19 protein-coding genes are annotated in these 22,018 nt (G+C 73.2%); 16 read left to right on the forward strand and 3 right to left on the reverse strand.

Going from position 1 to position 22,018, the window contains the following annotated elements; all coding sequences use genetic code 11:
* Positions 1 to 6 precede the first annotated feature (6 nt).
* The 5 genes from ACZ7CD_RS06365 (at position 7) to ACZ7CD_RS06385 (ending at position 7,639) form a co-directional block, all read left to right on the forward strand.
* A complete protein-coding gene (locus tag ACZ7CD_RS06365) occupies positions 7 to 1,755 on the forward strand; it encodes a dipeptide/oligopeptide/nickel ABC transporter permease/ATP-binding protein (RefSeq protein WP_470378427.1) in 1,749 nt (582 codons plus the stop codon).
* Positions 1,752 to 2,633, forward strand: a complete 882-nt coding sequence (locus ACZ7CD_RS06370) for an ABC transporter ATP-binding protein (RefSeq protein ID WP_470378428.1) — start codon at positions 1,752 to 1,754, stop codon at positions 2,631 to 2,633. The genes ACZ7CD_RS06365 and ACZ7CD_RS06370 overlap by 4 nt, the downstream gene beginning before the upstream one ends.
* Positions 2,634 to 2,650: 17 nt before the next feature.
* Positions 2,651 to 5,104, forward strand: coding sequence for a glycoside hydrolase family 2 protein (locus ACZ7CD_RS06375; RefSeq protein ID WP_470378429.1), 2,454 nt, complete (start codon positions 2,651 to 2,653; stop codon positions 5,102 to 5,104).
* Positions 5,104 to 5,949 carry a LacI family DNA-binding transcriptional regulator gene (locus tag ACZ7CD_RS06380; protein ID WP_470378430.1) on the forward strand — a complete coding sequence of 282 codons (846 nt, stop codon included), beginning with the start codon at positions 5,104 to 5,106 and terminating at the stop codon, positions 5,947 to 5,949. Before ACZ7CD_RS06375 ends, ACZ7CD_RS06380 begins: the two co-directional genes overlap by 1 nt.
* Positions 5,950 to 6,031: 82 nt before the next feature.
* Complete coding sequence (locus ACZ7CD_RS06385) at positions 6,032 to 7,639, forward strand: cellulase family glycosylhydrolase (RefSeq protein WP_470378431.1); 1,608 nt, start codon at positions 6,032 to 6,034, stop codon at positions 7,637 to 7,639.
* A 20-nt stretch (positions 7,640 to 7,659) separates the two neighbouring features.
* On the opposite strand, the gene ACZ7CD_RS06390 is transcribed toward ACZ7CD_RS06385, so the two are convergent.
* A complete protein-coding gene (locus ACZ7CD_RS06390; RefSeq protein ID WP_360384331.1) occupies positions 7,660 to 8,253 on the reverse strand; it encodes a GNAT family N-acetyltransferase in 594 nt (197 codons plus the stop codon).
* A 112-nt stretch (positions 8,254 to 8,365) separates the two neighbouring features.
* Between ACZ7CD_RS06390 and ACZ7CD_RS06395 the strand changes: the two genes are divergently transcribed.
* Entirely contained in the window at positions 8,366 to 9,187 is an 822-nt protein-coding gene (locus tag ACZ7CD_RS06395; RefSeq protein WP_470378432.1) for a MerR family transcriptional regulator, read from the forward strand.
* Positions 9,184 to 11,733: a VIT domain-containing protein gene (locus ACZ7CD_RS06400; protein WP_470378433.1), complete on the forward strand. Its 2,550-nt coding sequence runs from the start codon at positions 9,184 to 9,186 to the stop codon at positions 11,731 to 11,733. The genes ACZ7CD_RS06395 and ACZ7CD_RS06400 overlap by 4 nt, the downstream gene beginning before the upstream one ends.
* Positions 11,734 to 11,780: 47 nt before the next feature.
* Here ACZ7CD_RS06400 and ACZ7CD_RS06405 read toward each other — a convergent pair whose 3' ends face one another.
* The gene (locus tag ACZ7CD_RS06405; RefSeq protein WP_360384325.1) at positions 11,781 to 12,353 is read right to left on the reverse strand and encodes a TetR/AcrR family transcriptional regulator; all 573 of its coding nucleotides are present in this window, start codon (positions 12,351 to 12,353) and stop codon (positions 11,781 to 11,783) included.
* 104 nt (positions 12,354 to 12,457) lie between these two features.
* Between ACZ7CD_RS06405 and ACZ7CD_RS06410 the strand changes: the two genes are divergently transcribed.
* Entirely contained in the window at positions 12,458 to 14,527 is a 2,070-nt protein-coding gene (locus tag ACZ7CD_RS06410; protein WP_470378434.1) for an FAD-binding oxidoreductase, read from the forward strand.
* Between the two features lie 153 nt (positions 14,528 to 14,680).
* Positions 14,681 to 15,070, forward strand: a complete 390-nt coding sequence (locus ACZ7CD_RS06415) for an STAS domain-containing protein (protein WP_360384321.1) — start codon at positions 14,681 to 14,683, stop codon at positions 15,068 to 15,070.
* Positions 15,071 to 15,099: 29 nt separating this feature from the next.
* On the opposite strand, the gene ACZ7CD_RS06420 is transcribed toward ACZ7CD_RS06415, so the two are convergent.
* Positions 15,100 to 15,507, reverse strand: a complete 408-nt coding sequence (locus tag ACZ7CD_RS06420) for an ATP-binding protein (RefSeq protein ID WP_360384319.1) — start codon at positions 15,505 to 15,507, stop codon at positions 15,100 to 15,102.
* Between the two features lie 137 nt (positions 15,508 to 15,644).
* On the opposite strand from ACZ7CD_RS06420, the gene ACZ7CD_RS06425 reads away from it, so the two are divergent.
* From ACZ7CD_RS06425 to ACZ7CD_RS06455, 7 genes are read left to right on the forward strand one after another with little or no spacing between them, the layout of a single operon-like run.
* Positions 15,645 to 16,496 (forward strand): STAS domain-containing protein, encoded by an 852-nt coding sequence (locus ACZ7CD_RS06425; RefSeq protein ID WP_360384317.1) that lies wholly within the window; start codon positions 15,645 to 15,647, stop codon positions 16,494 to 16,496.
* The gene (locus ACZ7CD_RS06430) at positions 16,496 to 16,897 is read left to right on the forward strand and encodes an STAS domain-containing protein (protein WP_360384315.1); all 402 of its coding nucleotides are present in this window, start codon (positions 16,496 to 16,498) and stop codon (positions 16,895 to 16,897) included. The genes ACZ7CD_RS06425 and ACZ7CD_RS06430 overlap by 1 nt, the downstream gene beginning before the upstream one ends.
* Positions 16,897 to 17,310 carry an ATP-binding protein gene (locus ACZ7CD_RS06435; protein WP_360384313.1) on the forward strand — a complete coding sequence of 138 codons (414 nt, stop codon included), beginning with the start codon at positions 16,897 to 16,899 and terminating at the stop codon, positions 17,308 to 17,310. Before ACZ7CD_RS06430 ends, ACZ7CD_RS06435 begins: the two co-directional genes overlap by 1 nt.
* Complete coding sequence (locus ACZ7CD_RS06440; protein WP_360384972.1) at positions 17,307 to 18,335, forward strand: ATP-binding SpoIIE family protein phosphatase; 1,029 nt, start codon at positions 17,307 to 17,309, stop codon at positions 18,333 to 18,335. The genes ACZ7CD_RS06435 and ACZ7CD_RS06440 overlap by 4 nt, the downstream gene beginning before the upstream one ends.
* Positions 18,332 to 20,068 (forward strand): ATP-binding protein, encoded by a 1,737-nt coding sequence (locus tag ACZ7CD_RS06445; protein WP_470378435.1) that lies wholly within the window; start codon positions 18,332 to 18,334, stop codon positions 20,066 to 20,068. The genes ACZ7CD_RS06440 and ACZ7CD_RS06445 overlap by 4 nt, the downstream gene beginning before the upstream one ends.
* Entirely contained in the window at positions 20,065 to 21,633 is a 1,569-nt protein-coding gene (locus tag ACZ7CD_RS06450; protein ID WP_470378436.1) for a SpoIIE family protein phosphatase, read from the forward strand. Before ACZ7CD_RS06445 ends, ACZ7CD_RS06450 begins: the two co-directional genes overlap by 4 nt.
* Positions 21,630 to 22,016 (forward strand): ATP-binding protein, encoded by a 387-nt coding sequence (locus ACZ7CD_RS06455; protein ID WP_360384307.1) that lies wholly within the window; start codon positions 21,630 to 21,632, stop codon positions 22,014 to 22,016. Before ACZ7CD_RS06450 ends, ACZ7CD_RS06455 begins: the two co-directional genes overlap by 4 nt.
* Positions 22,017 to 22,018: the final 2 nt, after the last annotated feature.

Below are 22,018 nucleotides of genomic sequence, written 5' to 3' on the forward strand. Positions count from 1 at the left end.
CAGACCATGGGCAACTCCGGCACCGGCTGGGGCGCGCTGTTGCCGCGCTGGTCGCCGAAGCTCGGCTTCGGCCTCGGCCTGATCGCGGTCATCACGTTGTTCGGCCTGGTGGGGCCGTTGCTGACCGGCGACCCGAACGCGGTGCGCGACATCGGCCTGACCCCGCCCGGCGGCGAGCACCTGCTGGGCACCACGCAGACCGGGGAGGACGTGCTGGCCCAGCTCACGCACGCCACCCGCGGGTCGTTGCGGATCGGGCTGCTGGTGGGCGTGCTCGCCACCGCGCTGTCCGCGTTCTTCGGCGTGATCGGCGCGTACGCCGGCGGTGTCACCGACGAGCTGTTCTCGTTGTTCTCCAACGTGGTGCTGGTGATCCCCGGCCTGCCGCTGGTGATCGTCGTGGCCGGGTTCGTGCCGGCCGACCAGCGCGGCGCGTGGACGATCGCGGTGGTGCTGGCGCTGACCGGCTGGGCGGCCTCGGCACGGGTGCTGCGCGCGCAGACGCTGTCGGTGCGCAACCGCGACTACGTGGCGGCGGCGCGGGTCGCGGGCGAGAAGCCGTGGCGGGTGATCACCGTGGAGATCCTGCCGAACCTGCTGCCGCTGGTGGCCTCGCAGTTCGTGTTCGCGGTCATCGCGGCGATCCTCGGCGAGGCCGGGCTGTCGTTCCTCGGCCTGGGCGCGTCGAACTCGCTCACGCTCGGCACGATGCTGTTCTACGCGCAGAACGGGTTCGCGCTGCAACTCGACGCGTGGTGGTGGTTCGTCCCGCCGGGGCTGGTGATCGCGTTGTTCGGGTGCGGGCTCGCGCTGGTGAACTTCAGCATCGACGAGATCATCAACCCGAAGCTGCGCAGCGAACCGCGCCGTGCGCCCGACGCCGTGGTGCCGCGGGCCGAGGCCGTCGAACGGCCGGACGTGGACGCGGTGCTGACGGTGCGGGACCTCTCCGTCGTGTACCAGGGCGCCGAGCCGGTGCTCGCGGTGGACGACGTGTCTTTCACGCTGCGGCGCGGCGAGGTGCTCGGCATCGCGGGGGAGTCCGGGTGCGGCAAGACCACGCTGGCCCACGCGGTCAACCGGCTGCACCGCCCGCCCGCGCAGGTGACGTCCGGCTCGGTCGTGTTCCACGACGCCGACGGCACCGACGTGGACGTGCTGGCGCTGGGACCGGAGGAGCTGCGGGCGTTCCGCTGGACCAAGCTGTCCATGGTGTTCCAGGGCGCGATGAACGCGCTGAACCCGGTGACCACCATCGGCGCGCAGCTCGACGACGTGCTCACCACCCACCGGCCCGCCATGGCGAGGGAGGACCGGCGGCAGCGGTGCGCCGAGGTGCTGGAGCTGGTCGGGGTCGACCCGCGCCGGCTGGGGTCGTTCGCGCACGAGCTGTCCGGTGGCATGCGGCAGCGCGTGATGATCGCGATGGCGCTGCTGCTCGAACCGCAGGTCATGATCATGGACGAACCGACGACGGCGCTCGACGTGGTGGTGCAGCGCGGCATCCTCCAGGAGATCCTGCGGTTCCGCGACGAGCTCGGGTTCGCGGTCGTGCTGATCACCCACGACCTGCCGCTGCTGCTGGAGATCAGCGACCGGGTGGCCGTGATGCGGGGCGGCCGGGTCGTGGAGCACGGCACCGCCGAGCAGGTCCACCGGGCCGCCACCCACCCGTACACCCGCGAGCTGCTCGGGTCGTTCCCGAGCCTGGAGGGCGAACGCGGCGCGTTCGGCCGGGAAGGGGCGCTGCGATGACCACCCTGCGCGCTGACGAGCTCGTGAAGGACTTCCCGGTGCGGACCGGGCTGCGACGCACGTCGTTCCGCGCGGTCGACCGGGTCTCGTTCACCCTCGACCCCGGCCGCACCGTGGCGCTCGTCGGCGAGTCCGGCTCGGGCAAGTCGACGATCGCGCGGATGATCGCGCGGCTCGAGAAACCCAGCGGCGGCACCATCACCGTCACCGGACCGACCGGCGCGCCGGTGCCGGACCGGGAGTACCGCAACCGGGTGCAGATGGTGTTCCAGGACCCGTTCGCCTCGCTCAACCCGTTCCACACCGTCGAGCACCACCTGACCCGCCCGCTGCTGCTGCACGGCAAGGCCCGCGACCAGGACGAGGCGGTGGAGCTGGCACGGGAGCTGCTCGACCGCGTGACCCTGCCGCGCGACTTCGCCCGGCGCCGGCCGCACGAGCTGTCCGGCGGCCAGCGGCAACGCGTCGCGATCGCCCGCGCCCTCGCACCGGGAGCTCAGGTCGTGGTGGCCGACGAACCGGTGTCGATGCTCGACGTGTCGATCCGGCTCGGCGTCCTGAGGCTGCTGGCACGCTTGCAGGCCGAGGAACGGCTGGCCGTCCTCTACATCACGCACGACCTCGCGACGGCCCGGCACTTCTCCGACGAGATCCTCGTGCTGCACCGCGGCCGGGTGGTGGAACGGGGACCGTCCGACGCGGTCATCCTCGACGCCCACCACCCGTACACGAAGCTGCTCGCCGCCGCCTCGCCGAACCCCGACGCCCGCGGCCGCGGGCTCGACGTGCGCCGCGACGTCGTGGCGCGGGCGGGTGCGGCCGCGGCGTACGACCACCACACCGGGCAATGGGCCGACGCGGCACCGGTTTCCGGCTGACGCTGGGGAATGGGGACATGATGGAGCGCCAGACGTTGCACGACGGGTGGCAGCTGAGCGTGGTCGCGGGACCCGCGCCCGACTCGTTGCGGGGCGTGCGGGTGCCGGCCGCCGTGCCCGGCAGCACGCACCTCGACCTGCTCGCCGCCGGGCTGATCGAGGACCCGTTCCTCGACCGCGCCGAGGAGTCGCTGCGGTGGATGCACCGCACAGAATGGCGCTACGACACCGAGTTCGAGGCGTCGGCCGTCGCCGGCGAACGCGCCGACCTGGTGTTCGAGGGCCTCGACACGATCGCCGCTGTGCAGCTCAACGGCGTCCTGGTCGGCACCGCCGCGAACATGCACCGCACGCACCGGTTCGACGTGCGGCCGTTCCTCGCCGACGGCACCAACGAGCTGGTGGTGACGTTCTCCTCCGCGCTGACGCGGGCGCAGGAGGTGGAGGGCCGGCTGGGACGGCGCGACCACGCCTACCCGCACCCGTTCAACATGATCCGCAAGATGGCCTGCTCCTTCGGCTGGGACTGGGGACCGGACCTGCAGACCGCGGGCATCTGGAAGCCGGTGCGGCTGGAGCGCTGGCACACCGCGCGGCTGGCGTCGGTCCGTCCACTCGTGACGGTCGACGCCGACGGCACCGGCCGGGTCGAGGTGCACGCCGACGTCGAGCACGCGGACCCCGCGGCACCGAAGGCCCTGCGGCTGCGCGTCGAGGTGAACGGCGAGACGTTCGAGGCGGACTGCGAGGGCGACCGGGGCGTGGTCACCGCGCTGGTGCCGGACGCCGAGCTGTGGTGGCCGGTCGGGTACGGCGAGCAGCCGCGCTACGACGTGACCGTGTCGCTGCTGGGCCCGGACGGGCTCCTCGACGGGGGGCAGTACCGGGTCGGGTTCCGTACGGTCACCGTGGACGTCGAACCGGACGAGGTGGGCACGCCGTTCACGTTCGTCGTCAACGGCCGGCGGGTGTTCGCCAAGGGCGCCAACTGGATTCCCGACGACCACTTCCTCACCCGCGTCACCCGCGACCGGCTCGCGCGCCGGGTGGACCAGGCCGTCGAGGCGAACCTGAACATGCTGCGGGTCTGGGGTGGCGGCATCTACGAGTCCGACGACTTCTACGACGTCTGCGACGAGCGCGGTGTGCTGGTGTGGCAGGACTTCCTGTTCGCCTGCGGCGCCTACCCGGAGGAGGAACCGCTGTGGAGCGAGGTGGAGGCCGAGGCGCGCGAGCAGGTCGCGCGGCTGGCCGGGCGCCCGTCGCTCGCGCTGTGGAACGGCAACAACGAGAACCAGTGGGGTTTCGCCGACTGGGGCTGGCCGGAGCAGCTCGGCGGCCGGACCTGGGGCCTGCGCTACTACACCGAGCTGCTGCCCGCGGTCGTCGCCGAGCTCGACCCGACCCGGCACTACTCACCCGGCAGCCCGCACAGCCCCGGTGAGCGCCACCCCAACGACGCCGACAACGGCACCCGGCACGAGTGGGAGGTGTGGAACCGGGTCGACTACACCCGCTACCGCGACCACGTGCCGCGGTTCTGCTCGGAGTTCGGCTTCCAGGGACCGCCGACGTGGACGACGCTGACCCACTGGGTTCACGACGAACCGCTGACGTCCACCTCGCCCGCGTTCCTCGCGCACCAGAAGGCGGAGGACGGCAACGGCAAGCTGGACCGCGGTCTCGCGCCGCACCTCCCGGTGCCCCAGGAGTTCGCGGACTGGCACTGGGCCACGCAGCTCAACCAGGCCCGCGCGGTGGCGTTCGGGATCGAGCACTTCCGGTCGTGGTGGCCGCGCACGGCCGGTGCGCTGGTGTGGCAGCTCAACGACTGCTGGCCCGCCACGTCGTGGGCCGCGGTCGACAGCGGGGAGCGCCGCAAACCGCTCTGGTACGCGTTGCGGAGGGCGTTCGCGCCGCGATTGCTCACCGTGCAGCCCCGCGACGGCCGGTCGGCGCTGGTCGTGGTGAACGACCACGACGAGCCGTGGAGCGGTGAGCTGCGGGTGGAGCGGCAGGCGGTCGGGGGAGCGGTGCTGGAGAAGGTGTCGCTGCCGTTCGCCGTCGCCGCCCGGTCCGCCGCGGCGGTCGAGCTGCCCGATTCCGTTGTGGTGCCGGGAGATCCGGTGCGGGAGGTGCTCGTGGCGACCGCCGACGCCGAACGGGTCGTGCGGCCGTTCGCCGAGGACGTGGACCTCGACCTCGACCCGGCACCGCTCACCGCGGAGGTGGTGGCGGTCGAGGGCGGATACCGTGTCGACGTGCGCGCCCGTTCCTACGCCGGGGACGTGGTGCTGCTGGCCGACCGGGTCGCCCCGGACGCCGTCGTGGAGGAGATGCTGGTGCCGATGCTCGCCGGGGAGACGCGCTCGTTCGTGGTGCGGACTGCGGTCCGGCTGCCCGACCCGGACGCGCTGACCGGTCCCGCGGTGCTGCGCTGCGCCAACGACCTCGGCCGGGCGGGGGCCTGATGGGCACCCCGTCCTCGGGTGCGGTCGGGCTGGTGCTCGCCCGCCCGGCCCGGCTGCTCGGCACCGAGCCGTTCTTCATGGAGTTCATCGCGGGCATCGAGGAACGGCTCACGCCGCACGACCTGTCGTTGCTGCTGCACGTCGTGCCCGCGCACGACGCCGAGATCACCGCCTACCGCCGGTGGGCGAGCGGTGGCCTGGTCGACGCCGTGCTGCTGGTGAACCGGACCGTCGTCGACCCCAGACCCGCTGTGCTGCGGGAGATCGGGCTGCCGACGGTGGTCGTCGGCGAACCGGCGCCGGAGCTCGCCGCACCCGCCGTGCGCACCGACGACGCCGGCCCGATCGAGCAGGTGCTCGCCCACCTGCTCGCGCTCGGCCACACCCGGATCGCCCGGATCACCGGTCCCGCCGGCCTGCTGCACACCGCGGCCAGGACGACGGCGCTGGTCGACGGCTGCCGCGCGGCCGGCCTGGTCCCGACGATCGTGGAGGGCGACTACTCCGAGGAGGCGGGCGCCAAGCTGACCGCGGCGCTGCTGAACCGGCAGGAGCCGCCGACCGCGATCCTCTACGACAACGACGTGATGGCCGTCGCCGGGCTGGCCACCGCGAAGGAGCTGGGCGTCGCGGTGCCCGGCGAGCTGAGCCTGGTCGCCTGGGACGACTCCACGCTGTGCCGGCTCGCGACGCCCGCGCTCACCACGATGAGCGTCGACGTGCACCAGTTCGGCATCTCGGTCGCGGAGTCGGTGCTGGAGCTGATCGGCGGCGGCCCGGTCACCCCGCGCTGGTCGCCCACCGCCGTGCTCGTCCCGCGCGACAGCTCGGCGGCCGCTCACTGATCTCCCATCGCCCTGCACGGGTTGTTTCGGCGCGCCCATTTCTGGGAGCGCTCCCAGTCGGACCGCAAGAGAGGACCGCACCGTGAAACGACTGTTGTCGCTGATGAGCACAGTGCTCGTCGGCCTGTCCCTGCTCACCACACCCGCGGTCGCGCAGGCCGCCACCGGCTTCCACGTCAGCGGTGGCCGCCTGTACGACGCCACCGGCGCGGAGTTCGTCATGCGCGGGGTGAACCACGCGCACACCTGGTACACCTCGCGCACCACGCGGGCGCTCGCCGACCTGAAGGCGTTGCGCTCCAACACCGTTCGCGTCGTGCTCTCCAGCGGCGACCGGTGGACCCGCAACGACGCGGCCGACGTCGCGAACGTCATCGGCCAGTGCAAGGCCAACCGGCTCATCTGCGTGCTGGAGGTGCACGACACCACCGGCTACGGCGAGCAGAGCGGTGCCGTGAGCCTCGCCAAGGCCGTCGACTACTGGATCAGCGTGCAGAGCGCGATGACCGGTCAGGAGGCCTACGTCATCCTCAACATCGGCAACGAGCCGTGGGGCAACACCGGTGCCTCCGGCTGGACCGCCGACACGAAGTCCGCGATCAGCCGGCTGCGCGCCGCCGGCTTCACCCACACGATCATGGTGGACGCACCTAACTGGGGCCAGGACTGGTCGTTCACGATGAGGGACAACGCGGCGTCGGTCTTCGCCGCCGACCCGCAGCGCAACACCGTGTTCTCCGTCCACATGTACGGCGTGTTCGACACGGCGGCCGAGATCACCGACTACCTGGGCCGCTTCGTGGCCGCCGGGCTGCCGATCGTGGTGGGGGAGTTCGGCCACAACCACTCCGACGGCGACCCGGACGAGAACACGATCTTCTCCTACACCCAGTCCCAGCGCCTGGGGTACCTCGGCTGGTCGTGGAGCGGCAACGGCGGCGGCGTCGAGTACCTCGACATGGCCACCGACTTCGACGCCTCCCGGCTCACCGCCTGGGGCCAGCGGATCTTCACCGGCGCGGGCGGGATCGCGGCGACCTCGCGGGAGGCGGCGGTGTTCGGCGGCGGCGGCCAGGACACCACGGCACCCACGACCCCCGGCGCCCCCGCGGCCTCCGACGTCACTGGAACCGGTGCGGCACTGGCGTGGGCGGCGTCGACCGACGCGGTCGGCGTCACCTCCTACCAGGTCGTGCGCGTCGTCGACGGCACCGAGTCCCCGTTGACGTCCACCACCGGCCCGTCGGCGACGCTGACCGGCCTCACGCCCGCCACGGCCTACGCGGTCGCGGTCTACGCCCTCGACGCGGCCGGCAACCGTTCGTCCCGGTCGCCGGTCACGACGTTCACCACCGGCACCGCGCCCACCGGCTCGTGCGCGGTCGCGTACCGCGTGACCGGCCAGTGGCAGAGCGGGTTCCAGGGCGAGGTGAAGGTGCAGAACACCGGCACGGCCGCCGTGAACGGCTGGGCGCTGCGCTGGACGTTCGGCAACGGCCAGACGGTGACCCAGATGTGGAACGCCGTCGCCGCCCAGTCCGGTGCGGCGGTGACCGCGACCAACGCCTCCTACAACGCGGCGATCCCCGGCGGCGGGTCGGTGAGCCTCGGGTTCACCGGCACGTGGACCGGGTCCAACTCGGTGCCGGGCGCGTTCACGCTGAACGGGGCGGCCTGCTCGGTGGTGTGAGCGGATCGTGCCGGGCGCCCTCAGGTGCCCGGCACGAGCTCCCGGTGGAAGACCAGGAAGTCGCACGGACAGGCCAGTTCCGGCACCAGGTGCGGGTGGTCGTCGGTCAGGTCGCCCCTGTGCACGACCTCGTAGCCCATGCGGGTGTACCAGCTCCGCAGGAACTCCTTCACCGGGTGCTCCCAGTTCTGCGGCACCAGGAGCTCCAGCTGCATGCGGGAGAGGCCCTCGTCCCGCGCCCACTCCTCGGCGTGGGCGACGAGGTCGCGGCCGAGCCCGGTGCCGCGCACCTCCGGCGCGGCGACGAGCATGCCGAACTCGCCGGTGCGGTCGTCGAGCTGCCGCAGCCGCACCGCGCCGATCACGCGGTCCTCGTGCAGCGCGACCACCACCTGTCCGGCCTCGACGAGCCCCGCGACCTCGGCCTCGCTGGTGCGGGTGGCGCCGTCGCGCCACAACCCGGCCTCCGCCTCGGCGTAGACGCGGTTGACCAGGGCGGTGATGTCCGCGACCTGCGCGGGAACGGCTGCGGTCAGGACCTGCGCCTTCCGGGTCCTGAGCTGGCCCGATGCGGCCTCGTGGCCGGTGCTGAGGCTGGCCTCTTCCGTGCTCACCCAGGGGTCTCCGTCCGTTGCGCGACGCGCGGAACCCTACCCGGCCACGCCGGGTGGACCTCATCAGGTTTTTTCATTGACACTGTCATCGTGACAGTGTCACTATCATGGGGTGTGGACGCTTGACGAGCTGCTGGAACGTGTCTCCGCCGCGCTGACGGCGGAGTACCAGGGCGCGCCCAACGGCCGGGTCCGCGACGTGCCCGACCGGCGGGCGGTCCGCTGGTACGCGACGACGGGGCTGGTCGACCGGCCCTCGGCGATGCGCGGCCGCACCGCGCTGTACGACCGGCGCCACCTGCTCCAGCTGGTGGCGGTCAAGAGGCTGCAGTCGGAGGGGAGGACGCTGGCCGACATCCAGGCCGAGCTCGCCGGTGCGACCGACCAGGCGCTGCTGGCGATCGCCCGCGTGCCCGACGGGTTGCTGGAGGTGGCGGAGGAGGCGCCGGCGGGGGAGGTGCGGCCGCGGTTCTGGGCCGCGCCGGCAGCACCACCGGCACCACCCGCGCCACCGCCGCTGCCCGCACCGCCCACGCCTCCGCCGCCACTAGCGGGCACGCCTTGGCCAGCGGTCGCACCGCTGGCTCCGCCGCCCGCGGGTGCCACTCCGCCGCCCGCGCCCGTGCCGCCTGCGGGTGCCGTGCCGCAGCCCTCGCCCGTGCCGCCCGCGGGTGCCGCTCCACCGCCCGCACCCGCCGCACCACCGTGCCCGCCCGAACCCGCCGCCCGATCCGGCCCACCCGCCCCGCCCGCCCCCGACGCACCGGCACCACCCGCACTCCTCACAGGCATCCCCCTCACCGGCGGCGCCGTCCTCCTCACCCCCGGCACCCCGACCCCCGCCGACCTCGCCGACATCGCGGCCGCCGCGCGGCCACTGCTCGACCTGCTCGCCGCCCGCGGCCTGCTCACCGACGAAAGGGAAACGCCATGACCATCACCGTCACCCCGTTGCAGCCGGCCGAGGTGGACCGCGTCGGCCGGACGACCGAGGACGCGGGGGTCGGCGCGCTGCTCACCGAGCGCGGCAACCTGCCGTTGGAGAGCGTCGACGTGCGGGCGGTGGTCACCGGGCTCCTGGGCCGCGTGGTGTTCACGACCGGGTTCGTGAACACGCACGACACCGCTCTCGAAGCCACCTACGTGTTCCCATTGCCTGACCGCGCCGCCGTCACCGGCATGAAGATGACCGCAGGCGACCGGACCGTCGTGGCCGACCTGCAAGAGCGCGGTCAGGCACGCGAGGCCTATGACCAGGCGATCGCGGCGGGGCGAAGAGCGTCCATCGTGGAGGAGGAACGGCCGGACGTGTTCACCATGCGGGTGGGCAACATCCCCGCGGGCGAACGGGTCACCGTCGAGCTGAGCGTCGTCGGGCCGCTGGTGTTCGAGGACGGCGCGGCCACGTTCCGGTTCCCGCTCGTCGTGGCGCCGCGGTACGTGCCGGGTGCGCCGCTCGACGGTCCGTCGGTCGGGGACGGGCACGCGCAGGACACCGACCTCGTGCCCGACGCCTCCCGGATCACGCCGCCGGTGCTGCTGCCCGGCTTCCCGAACCCGGTGCGCCTGGGCATCAGCGTGCAGGTCGACCCGGCCGGGCTGGAGCTCGGGGAGGTGCGGTCGAGCCTGCACGCCGTCACCGCCGAGGGCAACACCGTCACGGTCGTTCCCGGTGAACGCGTCGACCGCGACTTCGTGCTGCGGCTGGCTTACACGGGCAACAGCTCCGCGGTGGTGTGCGTGCCCGACGCCGACGGCGAGGAGGGCACCTACCAGCTCACGGTCCTGCCACCGGCGCCACGGGCGGCGGTGCGGCCGCGTGACGTCGTGCTGCTGCTCGACCGGTCCGGCAGCATGTCGGGCTGGAAGATGGTCGCGGCACGGCGTGCGGCGGCGCGGATCGTCGACACGTTGACGGCGGACGACAGGTTCGCGGTGCTCACGTTCGACGACCGCGTGGAACACCCCGCCGAGCTCGGCACCGGCCTGGTCGCGGGCACCGACCGCCACCGGTTCCGCGCGGTCGAGCACCTGGCGAAGGTGCAGGCGCGCGGCGGCACCGAGATGTTCCAGCCGGTGCGCGACGGGCTGACCCTGCTCGCGCAGGCCGAGGCCGACCGCGACCCGGTGCTCGTGCTCGTCACGGACGGCCAGGTCGGCAACGAGGACCAGCTGCTGCGCGACATCGCACCGGTCCTCGGCCGCACGCGGGTGCACGCCGTCGGCATCGACTCCGCCGTCAACGCGGGCTTCCTCGGCCGCCTGGCCGCGCGCGGCGCCGGGCGGTGCGAGCTCGTCGAGAGCGAGGACCGGCTCGACGAGGCGATGACGCACATCCAGCGCCGCATCGGCGCGCCGGTGGTCACCGACGTGGTCGTGACACCGTCGTCCGACCTGCCGAAGCTGCCCACCGCGATCTACCCCGGCGTGCCGCTGGTGGCGTTCGGCCGGTACCGGGGTGCCGCGCCGGAGTCGTTCACCGTCCGCGGCCGCACCCGCGAGGGTGGCGCCTGGGAGGAGGCGGTGCCCGTCCTGGAGCACACCGAGCCCGCGGTCCGGTCGCAGTGGGCCCGTGCCGCGCTGCGCGACCTCGAAGACCGCTACGCGACCGGCGAGCGCGCCGTGGAAGCGGAGATCGTGCGGACCTCGTTGCGGTTCGGGGTGCTGTGCCGGTTCACCGCGTTCGTGGCGGTGGACGAACGGGTCGTGGGCGACGGCGAGGTGCACCGCGTGGTGCAGCCGGTCGAGCTGCCGTCGGGCTGGGACCCCGCGCCGCCGCCCATGCCGCGCGCCGGTGGCGGATATGGCGGTGGTTATGGCGGTGGGGCGGTGGGCTTCGCCGGACCGGCGCCGTTCCCGCTGGCTGCACCGATGGCGGGCGCGCCGATGCCCGCCGCTCCGATGCCCGCTGCTCCCGCCAGGTCGGCCGGCGCACCTGCCCCGGTCGGCGTCCCGATCCCGCCGGGGGCACCCGTCCCGCTCGGCGCTCCGACTCCGGACGGTGCCCCGGTTCCGCCCGGCGCACCTGCCCCGCCCGACGCCCCGAAGCCGCCCGCACCTCCAGCACCGCAGAGCCCTCCGGTGCCGCCTGGAGCCCCGGTCCCGCCCGGCGCCCCGGTGCCACCGCCCACCCGCGGCCGAGCCCGGATCTCGGCCACCCTGCGCGGCTCGGCCCGTCCGGCACCGCCCCAGGACGCCACGGCCGAACTGCGCGAGATCGCCGCGCTGGAAGCCGACCGCCTGGACCAGGCCACCGGTCTGCCGGAGTGGGAACGCCGCGACCTGCTCGCCGACCTCGCCAGCCGGCTCGGCACGTTGATCGCCGGTGAGCAGGGGCAGGCGTTCGAACCGTTGCGGCGCTTGCAGGACGAGCTCACCGCGGGCGGTGACGTCGACCGGCTCTGGGCCCGCGCGCGGGAACTGCTGCGCCAGTTCGCCCAGCAGGAGGCGAAGGAGCGCCGCCGGTCGTTCTGGCGCTGAGCGGGCCAGCGCGCCACCTGCGCCGCGACCGGTGACCCGACGGCGGTTCAGCGGTCGCCGCGCAGGTAGCGCGTCACCATCCCGACGAGCTCGTTCTCGAACTTCTCGACGGTGGTGTTCCGCGGAAAGGCCATGAGCCGGTGCGTGTTCACCTCGACGGTGAACACGATGAGCTCCGCCGCGGTGTCGAGGTCGGCCACGCCGACGTCGGGGTGGCGGGCGAACAGGTCGCGGACCTGGGCGACCCGCTGCTCGCCATGCCGGGCCACGGCCTCGGCCAGCTCCCGGGAGTGCTGCGCCTCCTGGATCATGATCCGCAGCAGCCGCGGGTCCTCGTCGTGGTTGTCGATCGCGTCGCGGACCAGCGCCCGCACCGTCTGCGCCAGCGAGCCGGGGGCGAGGTCGAGCTGTTCGGCCTGCGCCCACCGGCCGCGGTCGACGTGCCGCACCAGCAGGGCGGCCAGGACCGCGTCCTTGTTCGGGAAGTACTGGTACAGCGAGCCGATCGAGACGCGGGCGTGCTCGGCGATGCGGTTGGTGGTGCCCGCGGCGTACCCGTGCTCGACGAAAACGTGAGCAGCCGCCGTCAGAATCCGGTCGCGGGTGAGCTCCGCGCGCACCTGACGCGGTCGGCGACGTGGGGCGAGACGATCGTCCGGTGACGGCACGGCGGTCCTTCCAAAAGCGAGTACCCAAGAGCTGAGCAAAACCTCACAATAGTGTCATGAGCTGGGAAAACAAGCCCGTCATGATCGACGAAGCCCATCGGTTGCGGACGGTGGCCGAGGTGGAGGCCGTCGTCGGGCGGCCCGCGTCCATGATCGTGCTGAAGCAGGTCGGCGCGCTCGACGAGGGCTGCGCGGCCGTGCTCGCGCGCAGTCCGATCGCGGGCTTCGGCCACCGCGCCGCCGACGGCACGAGCCGGACCGCTGTCGTCGGCGGCCGGCCGGGTTTCGCGCGCCTCCTGTCACCGACCCGGCTCACCTTCGCCCTCGACGGCACCGCTGCCGGACCGGCGTCGCTGGTGTTCCTGCTGCCGGGCGTGGGGGAGACGCTGCGGGTCAACGGGACCGCGTCCGGCACCGGCGAGGTCGTGTTCGACGTCGAGCAGGTCTACGTGCACTGCGCCCAGTCCGTGCTGCGGTCCGGCCTGTGGCAGCCGCCGGTACCGGCCGGACCCGCCGCCGCGCAGGTCGGCGAGGGCCCGCTGGCCGCGCCCGGCGTGGCCGACTTCCTCGCCGCGGCACCGTTCCTCGCACTGTCCACATGGGACTTGAAGGGTGGCTCCGACACGAGCCCGCGCGGGGAGGCCGGACCGGTCGCACGTGTACTGGACGGCCACACGCTCGTGATCGCCGACCGCAGGGGCAACCGGCGCGCGGACACCCTGCACAACCTGCTGGAGGACGACCGCCTCTCGTTCGCCGCACTCGTCCCCGGCCGCACCGGCGTCCTGCACGGGCGCGGCCGCGCTGTGATCACCGTCGACCCGGCCGTGCTGGAACCGCTGGCGTTGAAGGGAGTTCCGCCGCACGCGGCGCTGCTCGTCCACGTCGAGGTCGCGGAGCTGAGCACGAGCGACGCCGTGACCCGCGCCCGCCTCTGGACCTCGGCGCCGGTCGACGACACCCCCGACCTGATCGCGCTGGCGAGCGGGCACCTCACCGCCAACACCGCGAGCCGGCCGCGCCGTGCACTGCTGAGGGTGGCGGGCCTGGTACCGGCCAGGTGGCTGCGACCGGTGCTGGACCTCGCCTACCGCTCCGGCCTGCGCAAGGAGGGCTACGCGATCGCCCCTGCCGGTACCGCCGCGCCCACACCGGACCCGCTGCGCGAGGTCGGGGTCGTCGAGGTGCGCGCGGAGACCCCCTGTGCGGTCACGGTCGTGCTGGCCGACGGCGCGCCGTTCGACTTCCGGCCGGGCCAGTTCTTCACGCTCGTCGCCGACCTCGACGGCGAGCAGGTGCGCCGGCCCTACTCGGCGTCCTCCGCGCCCGGCACCACCCGGTTGGAGCTCACCGTCAAGCGGGTGGCGGGCGGCCGGTTCTCGGCGCACGTCCACGAGCGCCTCGCCGTCGGCGACCGGGTGGCCGTGCGCGGCCCGTCCGGTTCCTTCCGGCTCGTCCAGGGGCACGAGGTCGTGGCGATCACGGCCGGGAGCGGCATCACACCGGTGATGAGCATGGTCCGCGCGCTGCTCGCCGAGCCGGCCGGACCCCGGATCGCCCTGCTGCACTGCGACCGCAGCGAGGAGGAGGCGATCTTCGCCGCCGAGCTCGCCGAACTGGGGGAGCGCCACCCCGGCCGGCTCGCCGTCACGCACGTGGTGACCGCCCGCGCCGGACGCCTCGACGGCCCCGGTGTCCGGCGGTGGGTCGGGAGTCTCGCGCCGTCGCCGGACGCGCGGTACTACCTGTGCGGCCCGGAGGCGTTCATGGACGTGGTGCGCCAGGCGCTCGACGTGCCGCCTGAGCACGTCCACCAGGAGCGCTACACCAGCGGACCGGTCAGGGCACCGGGATCGGCGACGCCGCAACGGGTGGTCGTCGAGGGGCTCGGCACCGCGGTCGCCGAACCCGGCCAGACGCTGCTCGACGCCGGGCTCGCGGCCGGCCTGCCCCTGCCGTACTCCTGCACGGTCGGCAGCTGCGGCGAGTGCGTGGCGCAGCTGGTCGGCGGCGAGGTGTCCCGGCAGGAAACCGGTTGCCTGACCGCGGAGCAGAAGGCCACCGGCCGGGTCCTGACCTGTACCAGCGCACCGCTCACGGATGTCACGCTGCGCATCGGGCGGTGATCACGGGGTGAGGTTGTGTCCCGGTCCGAAGAGGCATAGCGTGGACTGGAGCACCTGAAAACCGATTCACTCATTGTGAGGTCATCTACAGGTTCTCCGGGTTGGGCTGCTGCAGTCGGCGCTTCGCACGGTTTGCCGATGGGAGCGCGGGCCATGAGCCAGCAAGCCGGCGGCGCGGTCGTGCAGACCGCCCGCACAGTCCACCACCACGGGATAGCCGTCGTCGTCGTGTCCGGCGAGATCGACCGGATGACCGACGACCCCGCCCTCAACCAGGCCGTCGAGGCCGTGCGCGGTGCGCCCACCGGTCTGGTCCTGGACCTCGGCGGGGTGAGCTTCTTCGGCTCCGCGGGCATCAACATGGTCGTCGCCGTCCGGCGGGAGGCCCAGCGGGCGAAGGTGCCGTTCCGGGTCGTCGCGGCGAGCAAGACCGTGCTGCGCCCGCTGGAGCTGTCCGGTGTCAACGTGCTGCTGACGGTGCACCCGAACCTGGCGGAGGCCCTGTCCGGTCTGGGGACGCTGCCCCGGCAACGCCGCGTCTGAGCGTTCTCCCGACGATCTTCCAGCGGGGTTCAGCAGGTCTCCGGGCACGGCACGACCGCCCACACGGTCTTGCCGGCGTTCCGCGACAGCACACCCCACTTCGCGGACAGCTGGTCCACGAGCACGAGCCCGCGGCCCCGTACCGAGTCGGGTGAGGACGGCCTGAGCTGGGGCGGCGTCGTCGAGGCGTCCTCCACCACGACCTCCACGCCGTCGTCACCGCCGCGGCGGTGCAGCCGCAGGCGCGCCGGGAACCGGCCGTGGTCGTACACGTTGGAGACGAGCTCGGTCACGACCAGCTGCACGTCGAGCAGGTCGTCCTCGTGCAGTCCGGGCAGCGCGGACTCCGCCCACCGCCGGACCCCGGGGATGTCGGCCACATCACCGTTCAGCTCCAGGACGTGCGGGGTATGAGGAGGGTCGCCGCCGGTCGTCAAGGGGTGCCTCTCTGTCCAAGTTGTGCAGGGGTGACTTACCTCGGGCGGGAGCACCCTAAACGCAGCGACCACCTGAAGGTCCGACCGCGCCCACGACTACTGTCTGCAGGGTTGTACCACCGCCTGAGGAGGCATGAGTGACTGCAGACGCAGGACACGCCCCGCGCTTGACGGAGCTGCTGCGGACCAACGCCGACCCCTTGATCGACAAGTGGGTGGGCGCCGTGGCGGCCCTGCTGCGCGGGCGGTCGACGCGGGCGGAGCTGGAGACCGACTTCCGCGAGTTCTTCGCGGCACTGCTGCCCCTGGTCGGCAACGACGGCAGGAACGTGAGCGGGCCGGAGTTCGGCGAGATCAAGGCTCAGCTGGAGGAGTACTCGCGGTCCAGGGTGCGCGCGGGCTTCACGCCGTCGGAGACCGCGTCGAGCGTGTTCTCCCTCAAGCGCGAGGTGTTCTCCCTGGTGGAGAACGACGAGGACCCGGAGATCCACCGCCAGGTCATGGCGTTCTCCGGCCTGCTGGACGCGCTCGGCCTGCTGACGTTCGAGTCGTACGCGCGGGCGCGCGAGGAGATCATCCGCGAGCAGTCCGAGCAGCTGCTGGAGCTGACCACGCCGGTCGTCAAGATCTGGGAGGGCGTCCTCGCCGTGCCGCTGGTGGGCACGCTGGACTCCGCGCGCACCCAGGTGGTGATGGAGAAGCTGCTGGAGATGCTGGTCGAGACCGGCTCCGAGCACGCGATCATCGACATCACCGGGGTGTTCGCCGTCGACACGCAGGTCGCGCAGCACCTGCTCAAGACCGTGGTCGCGGCCCGGCTGATGGGTGCGGAGTGCATCGTGTCCGGCATCCGCCCGCAGATCGCGCAGACGATCGTCGCACTGGGCATCGAGTTCGGCGACATCGTCACCAAGGCCTCGCTCGCCGACGCCCTGCGGCACGCCCTGCGTCGTGAGGGCGTCGACGTCGTGCGCCGCGAGGTCGGCTGATGGAACGCGTCCCGATCCTGAAGATCGGCGGCGTCCTGCTGGTCTCCATCCAGATCGACCTGCAGGACCAGAGCGTGCTCGCGCTGCAGGAGGACCTGGCCGAGAAGATCAGCTCGACCGGCGCCCACGGTGTCGTCATCGACATCTCCGCCGTCGAGATCGTCGACTCGTTCATCGGCCGGATGTTCGCCACGATCGCGTCCATCTCCCGGCTGTTCGACGCCGACACCGTCGTGGTCGGCATGCGCCCGGCCGTGGCGATCACGCTCGTCGAGCTGGGCCTCACGCTCGGCGGCGTGCGCACCGCGCTCGACCTCGAACGCGGCATGAAGATCCTGGGACAGCTCGGCCGGCAGCGCCGGGGTGTGGTCGCGCACTCCGACTTCGAGCGGGACGACTGATGCCGCCCCGGTCCGGCGGGCCGGAAGAGGTCGCCATCAGCGGTGACGACGACGTCGTCCGCGTGCGCCAGCTGGTGCGCGCGTACGCGCAGCAGACCAAGCTCTCGCTGGTCGACCAGACGAAGCTCGTCACCGCGGCCAGCGAGCTGGCCCGCAACACGCTGATCTACGGCGGCGGCGGCTTCGCCAGGGTCGAGGAGGTCGACGACGGGCGCCGGCTCGGCGTGCGCGCGTCGTTCCACGACGAGGGACCGGGCATCCCGGACCTCACGCTCGCACTGGCCGACGGCTGGAGCAGCGGCAGCGGCCTCGGACTCGGCCTGAGCGGCGCCCGCCGCCTGGTGGACCAGTTCGACCTCGACACCGAGGTCGGCAGGGGCACGGTCGTGACGGTGGTCAAGTGGAAGAGATGACCGCGGCGGACTGCCTCCCGCACGTGCGGGACGAGGCCTGGCTGCCGGTCGAGGAGACCGCCCAGGTCGGCAGGGCGCGCCGCACCGCGACCGCGCTGGCCGAACGGCTCGGCTTCGGGGCGACCCGCATCGCCGAGATCGGGCTCGCGGTCACCGAGATCGGGTCGAACCTGCACAAGCACGCCCGGCAGGGCGTCGTCGTGATCCGGTCGGTGCGCGGCGAACGGGACGCGGCCGTCGAGGTCGTCGCCGTGGACCGCGGACCGGGCATCAGCGACATCGCGCTCGCCTGGCAGGACGGCCAGTCCACGACCGGCACCCTCGGCGTCGGGCTGGGCGCCGTGGCGAGGCTCGCGACCACCTGCGCCATGACCTCCCGCGTCGGCCTGGGCACCGCACTGGTCGCCCGGTTCGCCCCTTCCGCCGACTGGGCACCCGAGTGGGGCGCGGAGAGCGCGGCCGGCCTGACGAGGCCGATCGGCGGCGAGGACGTCTGCGGTGACGCCTACGCGGTGTGCCGGCGCGCCGGTCGGCTGACGCTGCTGATGTGCGACGGGTCCGGACACGGCCCGCTGGCGGCAGCGGCCTCCGACGCCGCCGTGCGGCTCTTCCGCGACCTCCCGCACATGCCGCCCGAACAGGTGGTCACCCGGCTGCACGCCGCGTTGCGGGGCACCCGCGGTGGCGCGGTGGCGGTCGCCGACGTCGACCTCGTCGCGCGGACAGTGCGGTTCTCCGGGCTGGGCAACATCGCCGCCGCGGTCCTCACGCCCGACCGCAAGCAGGGCATGATCTCGGTGCCCGGTGTCGCCGGCCACCACGCCCGCACGATCAGGGCGTTCGACTACCTGCTGCCGGACGGGGCGGTGGTGGTGCTGCACTCCGACGGCCTGACCGAGCGCTGGGGCCCCGGCCACGGCAGCGACCTCACCACCGACCCGCCGGTGCTGATCGCCGCGACCCTGCTGCGCGAGGCCGGCGTGCGCAAGGACGACGCCTGCGTGCTCGTGGCCAGACCGGCATGACCACGACCGAACTGCTGCGCCTCGTGGTCGGCGACGAGCGGGACGTGTTCCTGCTGCGTCAGCGCGGCCGCCAGGTCGCGGCCGCCGCCGGGCTCGACGGGCAGAACCAGGTCCGGCTGGCCACCGCGCTCAGCGACGTCGGCCGGGAGCTGGTGCGGCAGGACGTGGCCGCGACCGCGGTCTTCCGGCTGCGCCGCGACCCGGCACCGGTGCTGCTGGTCGAGCTGACCTGGCAGGCCGGCGGTGCGGGTGTCAGCGACGCGGGACCGGGCTGGGACACCGCGCGCAGGCTGATGGACGAGCTGCGGGTGAGCCCCACCGGCGTGACGCTCGCGAAGAACGTGCAGCACGCGGTCGTGCTCGACGAGCGCCTGCTGCGGGACCTGCGCGAGACCGCCGGTGCCAGCGCGCTGGACGAGCTGCGCGCGCAGAACCAGGAGCTGCTGGAGACGCTGGAGCACCTGGAGGCCAAGAGCAAGGAGCTGGAACGGGTCAACGCCGAGCTGGAGGAGACCAACCGCGGCGTCGTGGCGCTCTACCAGGAGCTCTCCGACGAGCTGGAGCAGACCAACCAGGGCGTGGTCGCCCTCTACGCCGAGCTCGACGCCAAGTCCGCCGAGCTGCGCGACGCGGCTGCCGCCCGCATCCGGTTCTGGTCGAACATCAGCCACGAGCTGCGCGCGCCGATCAACTCCGTGGTCGGCCTGACCCGCCTGCTCAACGCACCCGGCGGCGACCCGATGACCGAGGACCAGCGCCACCACGTGGACCTCATCAACGAGTCGGCCGCCACCCTGCTCGCGCTGGTCAACGAGCTGCTCGACACCGCGAAGGCCGAGTCGGGCAGCCTGCAGCCGCGGCCGGCGCCGGTCGCGCTCGACTACGTGCTCACCCAGCTGCGTTCGGCGGTGCGGCCGTTGCTGCGCTCCGGCGACGTGAGCCTGGTGGTCGAACCGATGCCGGAGCTGCCGTCGCTGGTGACCGACGAGACGATGCTCGTGCGGATCCTGCGCAACGTGCTGTCGAACGCGGTGAAGTTCACCCCGCGCGGCGAGATCCGCTTCACCGCCGAGCCGGGACCCGGTCCCGACGAGGTCCGGTTCGTGGTCGCCGACACCGGCATCGGCATCCCGGTCGAGGAGCAGGACCGGGTGTTCGAGGAGTTCTACCAGGTGCCGAACGCGCTGCAGGCGGGCGTGAGCGGCACCGGCCTCGGCCTGTCCTACGCCCGCAAGCTCGCGGAGCTGCTCGGCGGCACGCTGGCGCTGACCAGCACGCCCGGTGTCGGCACCGAGGTCGTGCTGACCTTGCCGACCGCGAAGGACGAGCTCGTCCAGCCGGCCCCGGTGGCGTGCGCGCTGGTCGCGGACGGCGACGAGAAGGCCCGCCGGCAGCTGCGGGACGCGCTGGCGGGCATCGCGGCCGAGGTGGTCGAGGCCTCGGACGGCCGGTCCGCGCTGAACCTCGCCAAGGCCCGGCAGCCCGACCTGGTGCTCGTGAACGCCAGCGCGCCGCTGATGAGCGGCAGCGCGGTGCTGTCGGTGCTGCGGCTGGACCCCGACCTCCGGTGCGTGCCGGTCGTGATCGTGTGCGGCGACGACCCCGGCGGTCTCGCCCGCAGCGTGCACGGCCTCGGTGCGGTGATGCTGCACGAGGAGCGGATCTCCCCGGAAACGGTGGGCAGGGCGGTCAGGGACGCCCAGCTCACGGCGCGCAGAACGGAGGACCGATGAACCCGACGGCCATGGGCGGTGGGCCGGCCAGGGTCCTCGTGGTCGACGACCTGGAGGCCAGCCGGTTCATCGCGTGCAGCTGGCTGCGCCGCAGCGGGCACACCGTCGTCGAGGCGGCCACGGCGGCGCAGGCGCTGACCGAGCTGGACGACGGGTCGTTCGACCTGGTCCTGCTCGACGTGCACCTGCCGGACATGAGCGGCTACGACGTCACCGAGCGGATCAAGGCCGACCCCCGGACGAGCTCGATCCCGGTCGTGATGCTCTCGGCGACCTACATCGAGCCCGAGGACAAGGTCACCGGCCTGACCCGCGGCGCGGACGCCTACCTGACCGAACCGCTCGACCCCGGCGAGCTGCTCGCCAACGTCGAGGCCGCCCTGCGCTACCACCGGGCCCGCGCACTGGCCGAGCACCTCGCAGCCCGGCTCACCCGGCTGACCACCGCCACGTTCGCGATCAACGCGGCGCCGACGTTCGACGCGCTGGCCGAGGCCGCGGCGGTCGGGGCGGCCGAGGTGCTCGACGCCGAGGCGAGCGCGGTCCTGACCGCCCCCTCCGGCGAGGTCTCCGTGGCCACGGCACGGTCCAGCCAGCCGGAGGTCCTGCCGCGGCCCGACATCGCCGACGTCGAGCGGTGGACGTCGGCACTGGGCACCGGCGTCGGCGTGACGCTGGCCGAGGCCCGCGACGTGCCGTGGCGGCCAGGTGCCCCGGTGACGGCGGCGCTGGCCCGCACCAAGCCGCGCCGGCCGCCGATCTGCATCGCGGTGCCGCCGGAGTCCGTCGTGGACGACGCCGACCGCAACCTGCTGCGGCAGCTGGCACAGGCCACCGCGCTGGCCGCGGAGGGGCTGCACACCTTCGCCGAGGAGCACTCGCTCGCGCTCACGTTGCAGCGCAGCCTGTTGCCGCGGGTGCTGCCGCAGCACCCCGAGCTGCCGATGACGGCCAGGTACCTGCCCGCGTCGAGCAACGCCGAGATCGGCGGTGACTTCTACGACGTGGTCGAGATCGACGGCCGGATGCTGATCGCCATCGGCGACGTGTGCGGGCACTCGATCCAGGCCGCGACGGTGATGGCCGAGGTGCGGCACACGCTGCGCGCCTACGCCGTGGAGGGGCACCGGCCGGCCGAGATCCTGCGTCGGGTCGACACCCTGCTGGAACGCTTCCACCCCTCCGGCGGTCTCACGACCATGTGCCTGCTGCTGGTGGACCTCGAGGAGGGGACCATGGCCGTCGCGAACGCTGGCCACGTGCCGCCGCTGCTGGTCGACGACCAGGGCGCCCGGTACGCCGACGTCAGGGGCCCGTTGCTGGGCGTCGGGCTGGAGCGGCCGGAGGCCACCGAGCTGCCGCTGCCGCGCGCCACCCTCGTGCTGCTGACCACCGACGGCCTCGTCGAACGCCGCGGCGTCGACCTGGACGAGGGCATGGAACGGCTGCGCACCGCCGTGTCGCACACCGCCGACATGGACGAGCTCGCCGACCGGCTGCTGGCCGAGCTGGGCGAGGGCAAGCAGGACGACATCGCCCTGGTGCTGCTGCGGCGGTGCCCGTGACCGCACTCGTGGTGGACCTCCCCGTCGCGCCCGGTCTCGCGCTGTCCGCGCTGCGGCGCGAGGTCACCGCCGCCCTGCACGTCCTCGACGAGGACCACCTCTACGACGTGCAGCTCGTGGTCACCGAGCTCGTCACGAACGTCCTGGACCACACCCCCGGCACCGGCCGGCTGCGGATCCTGCACCGGACCGACCCGTGCTCGATCACCGTCGAGGTGGACGACGAGTCGCCGTTCGAACCGGTGTACGGACGCTCCCGCCTGGGCGAGCACCGCGGGCGCGGGATCGTCGTGGTGGACCGCATCTCCCGCCAGTGGGGTCACCGCCCGCGCGAGGGCGGCAAGACGGTGTTCGCGCTCGTGGACTGCGCCGCGCCGGAGTGACC

The sequence above is a fragment of the Lentzea sp. NPDC036949 genome (assembly GCF_055608075.1).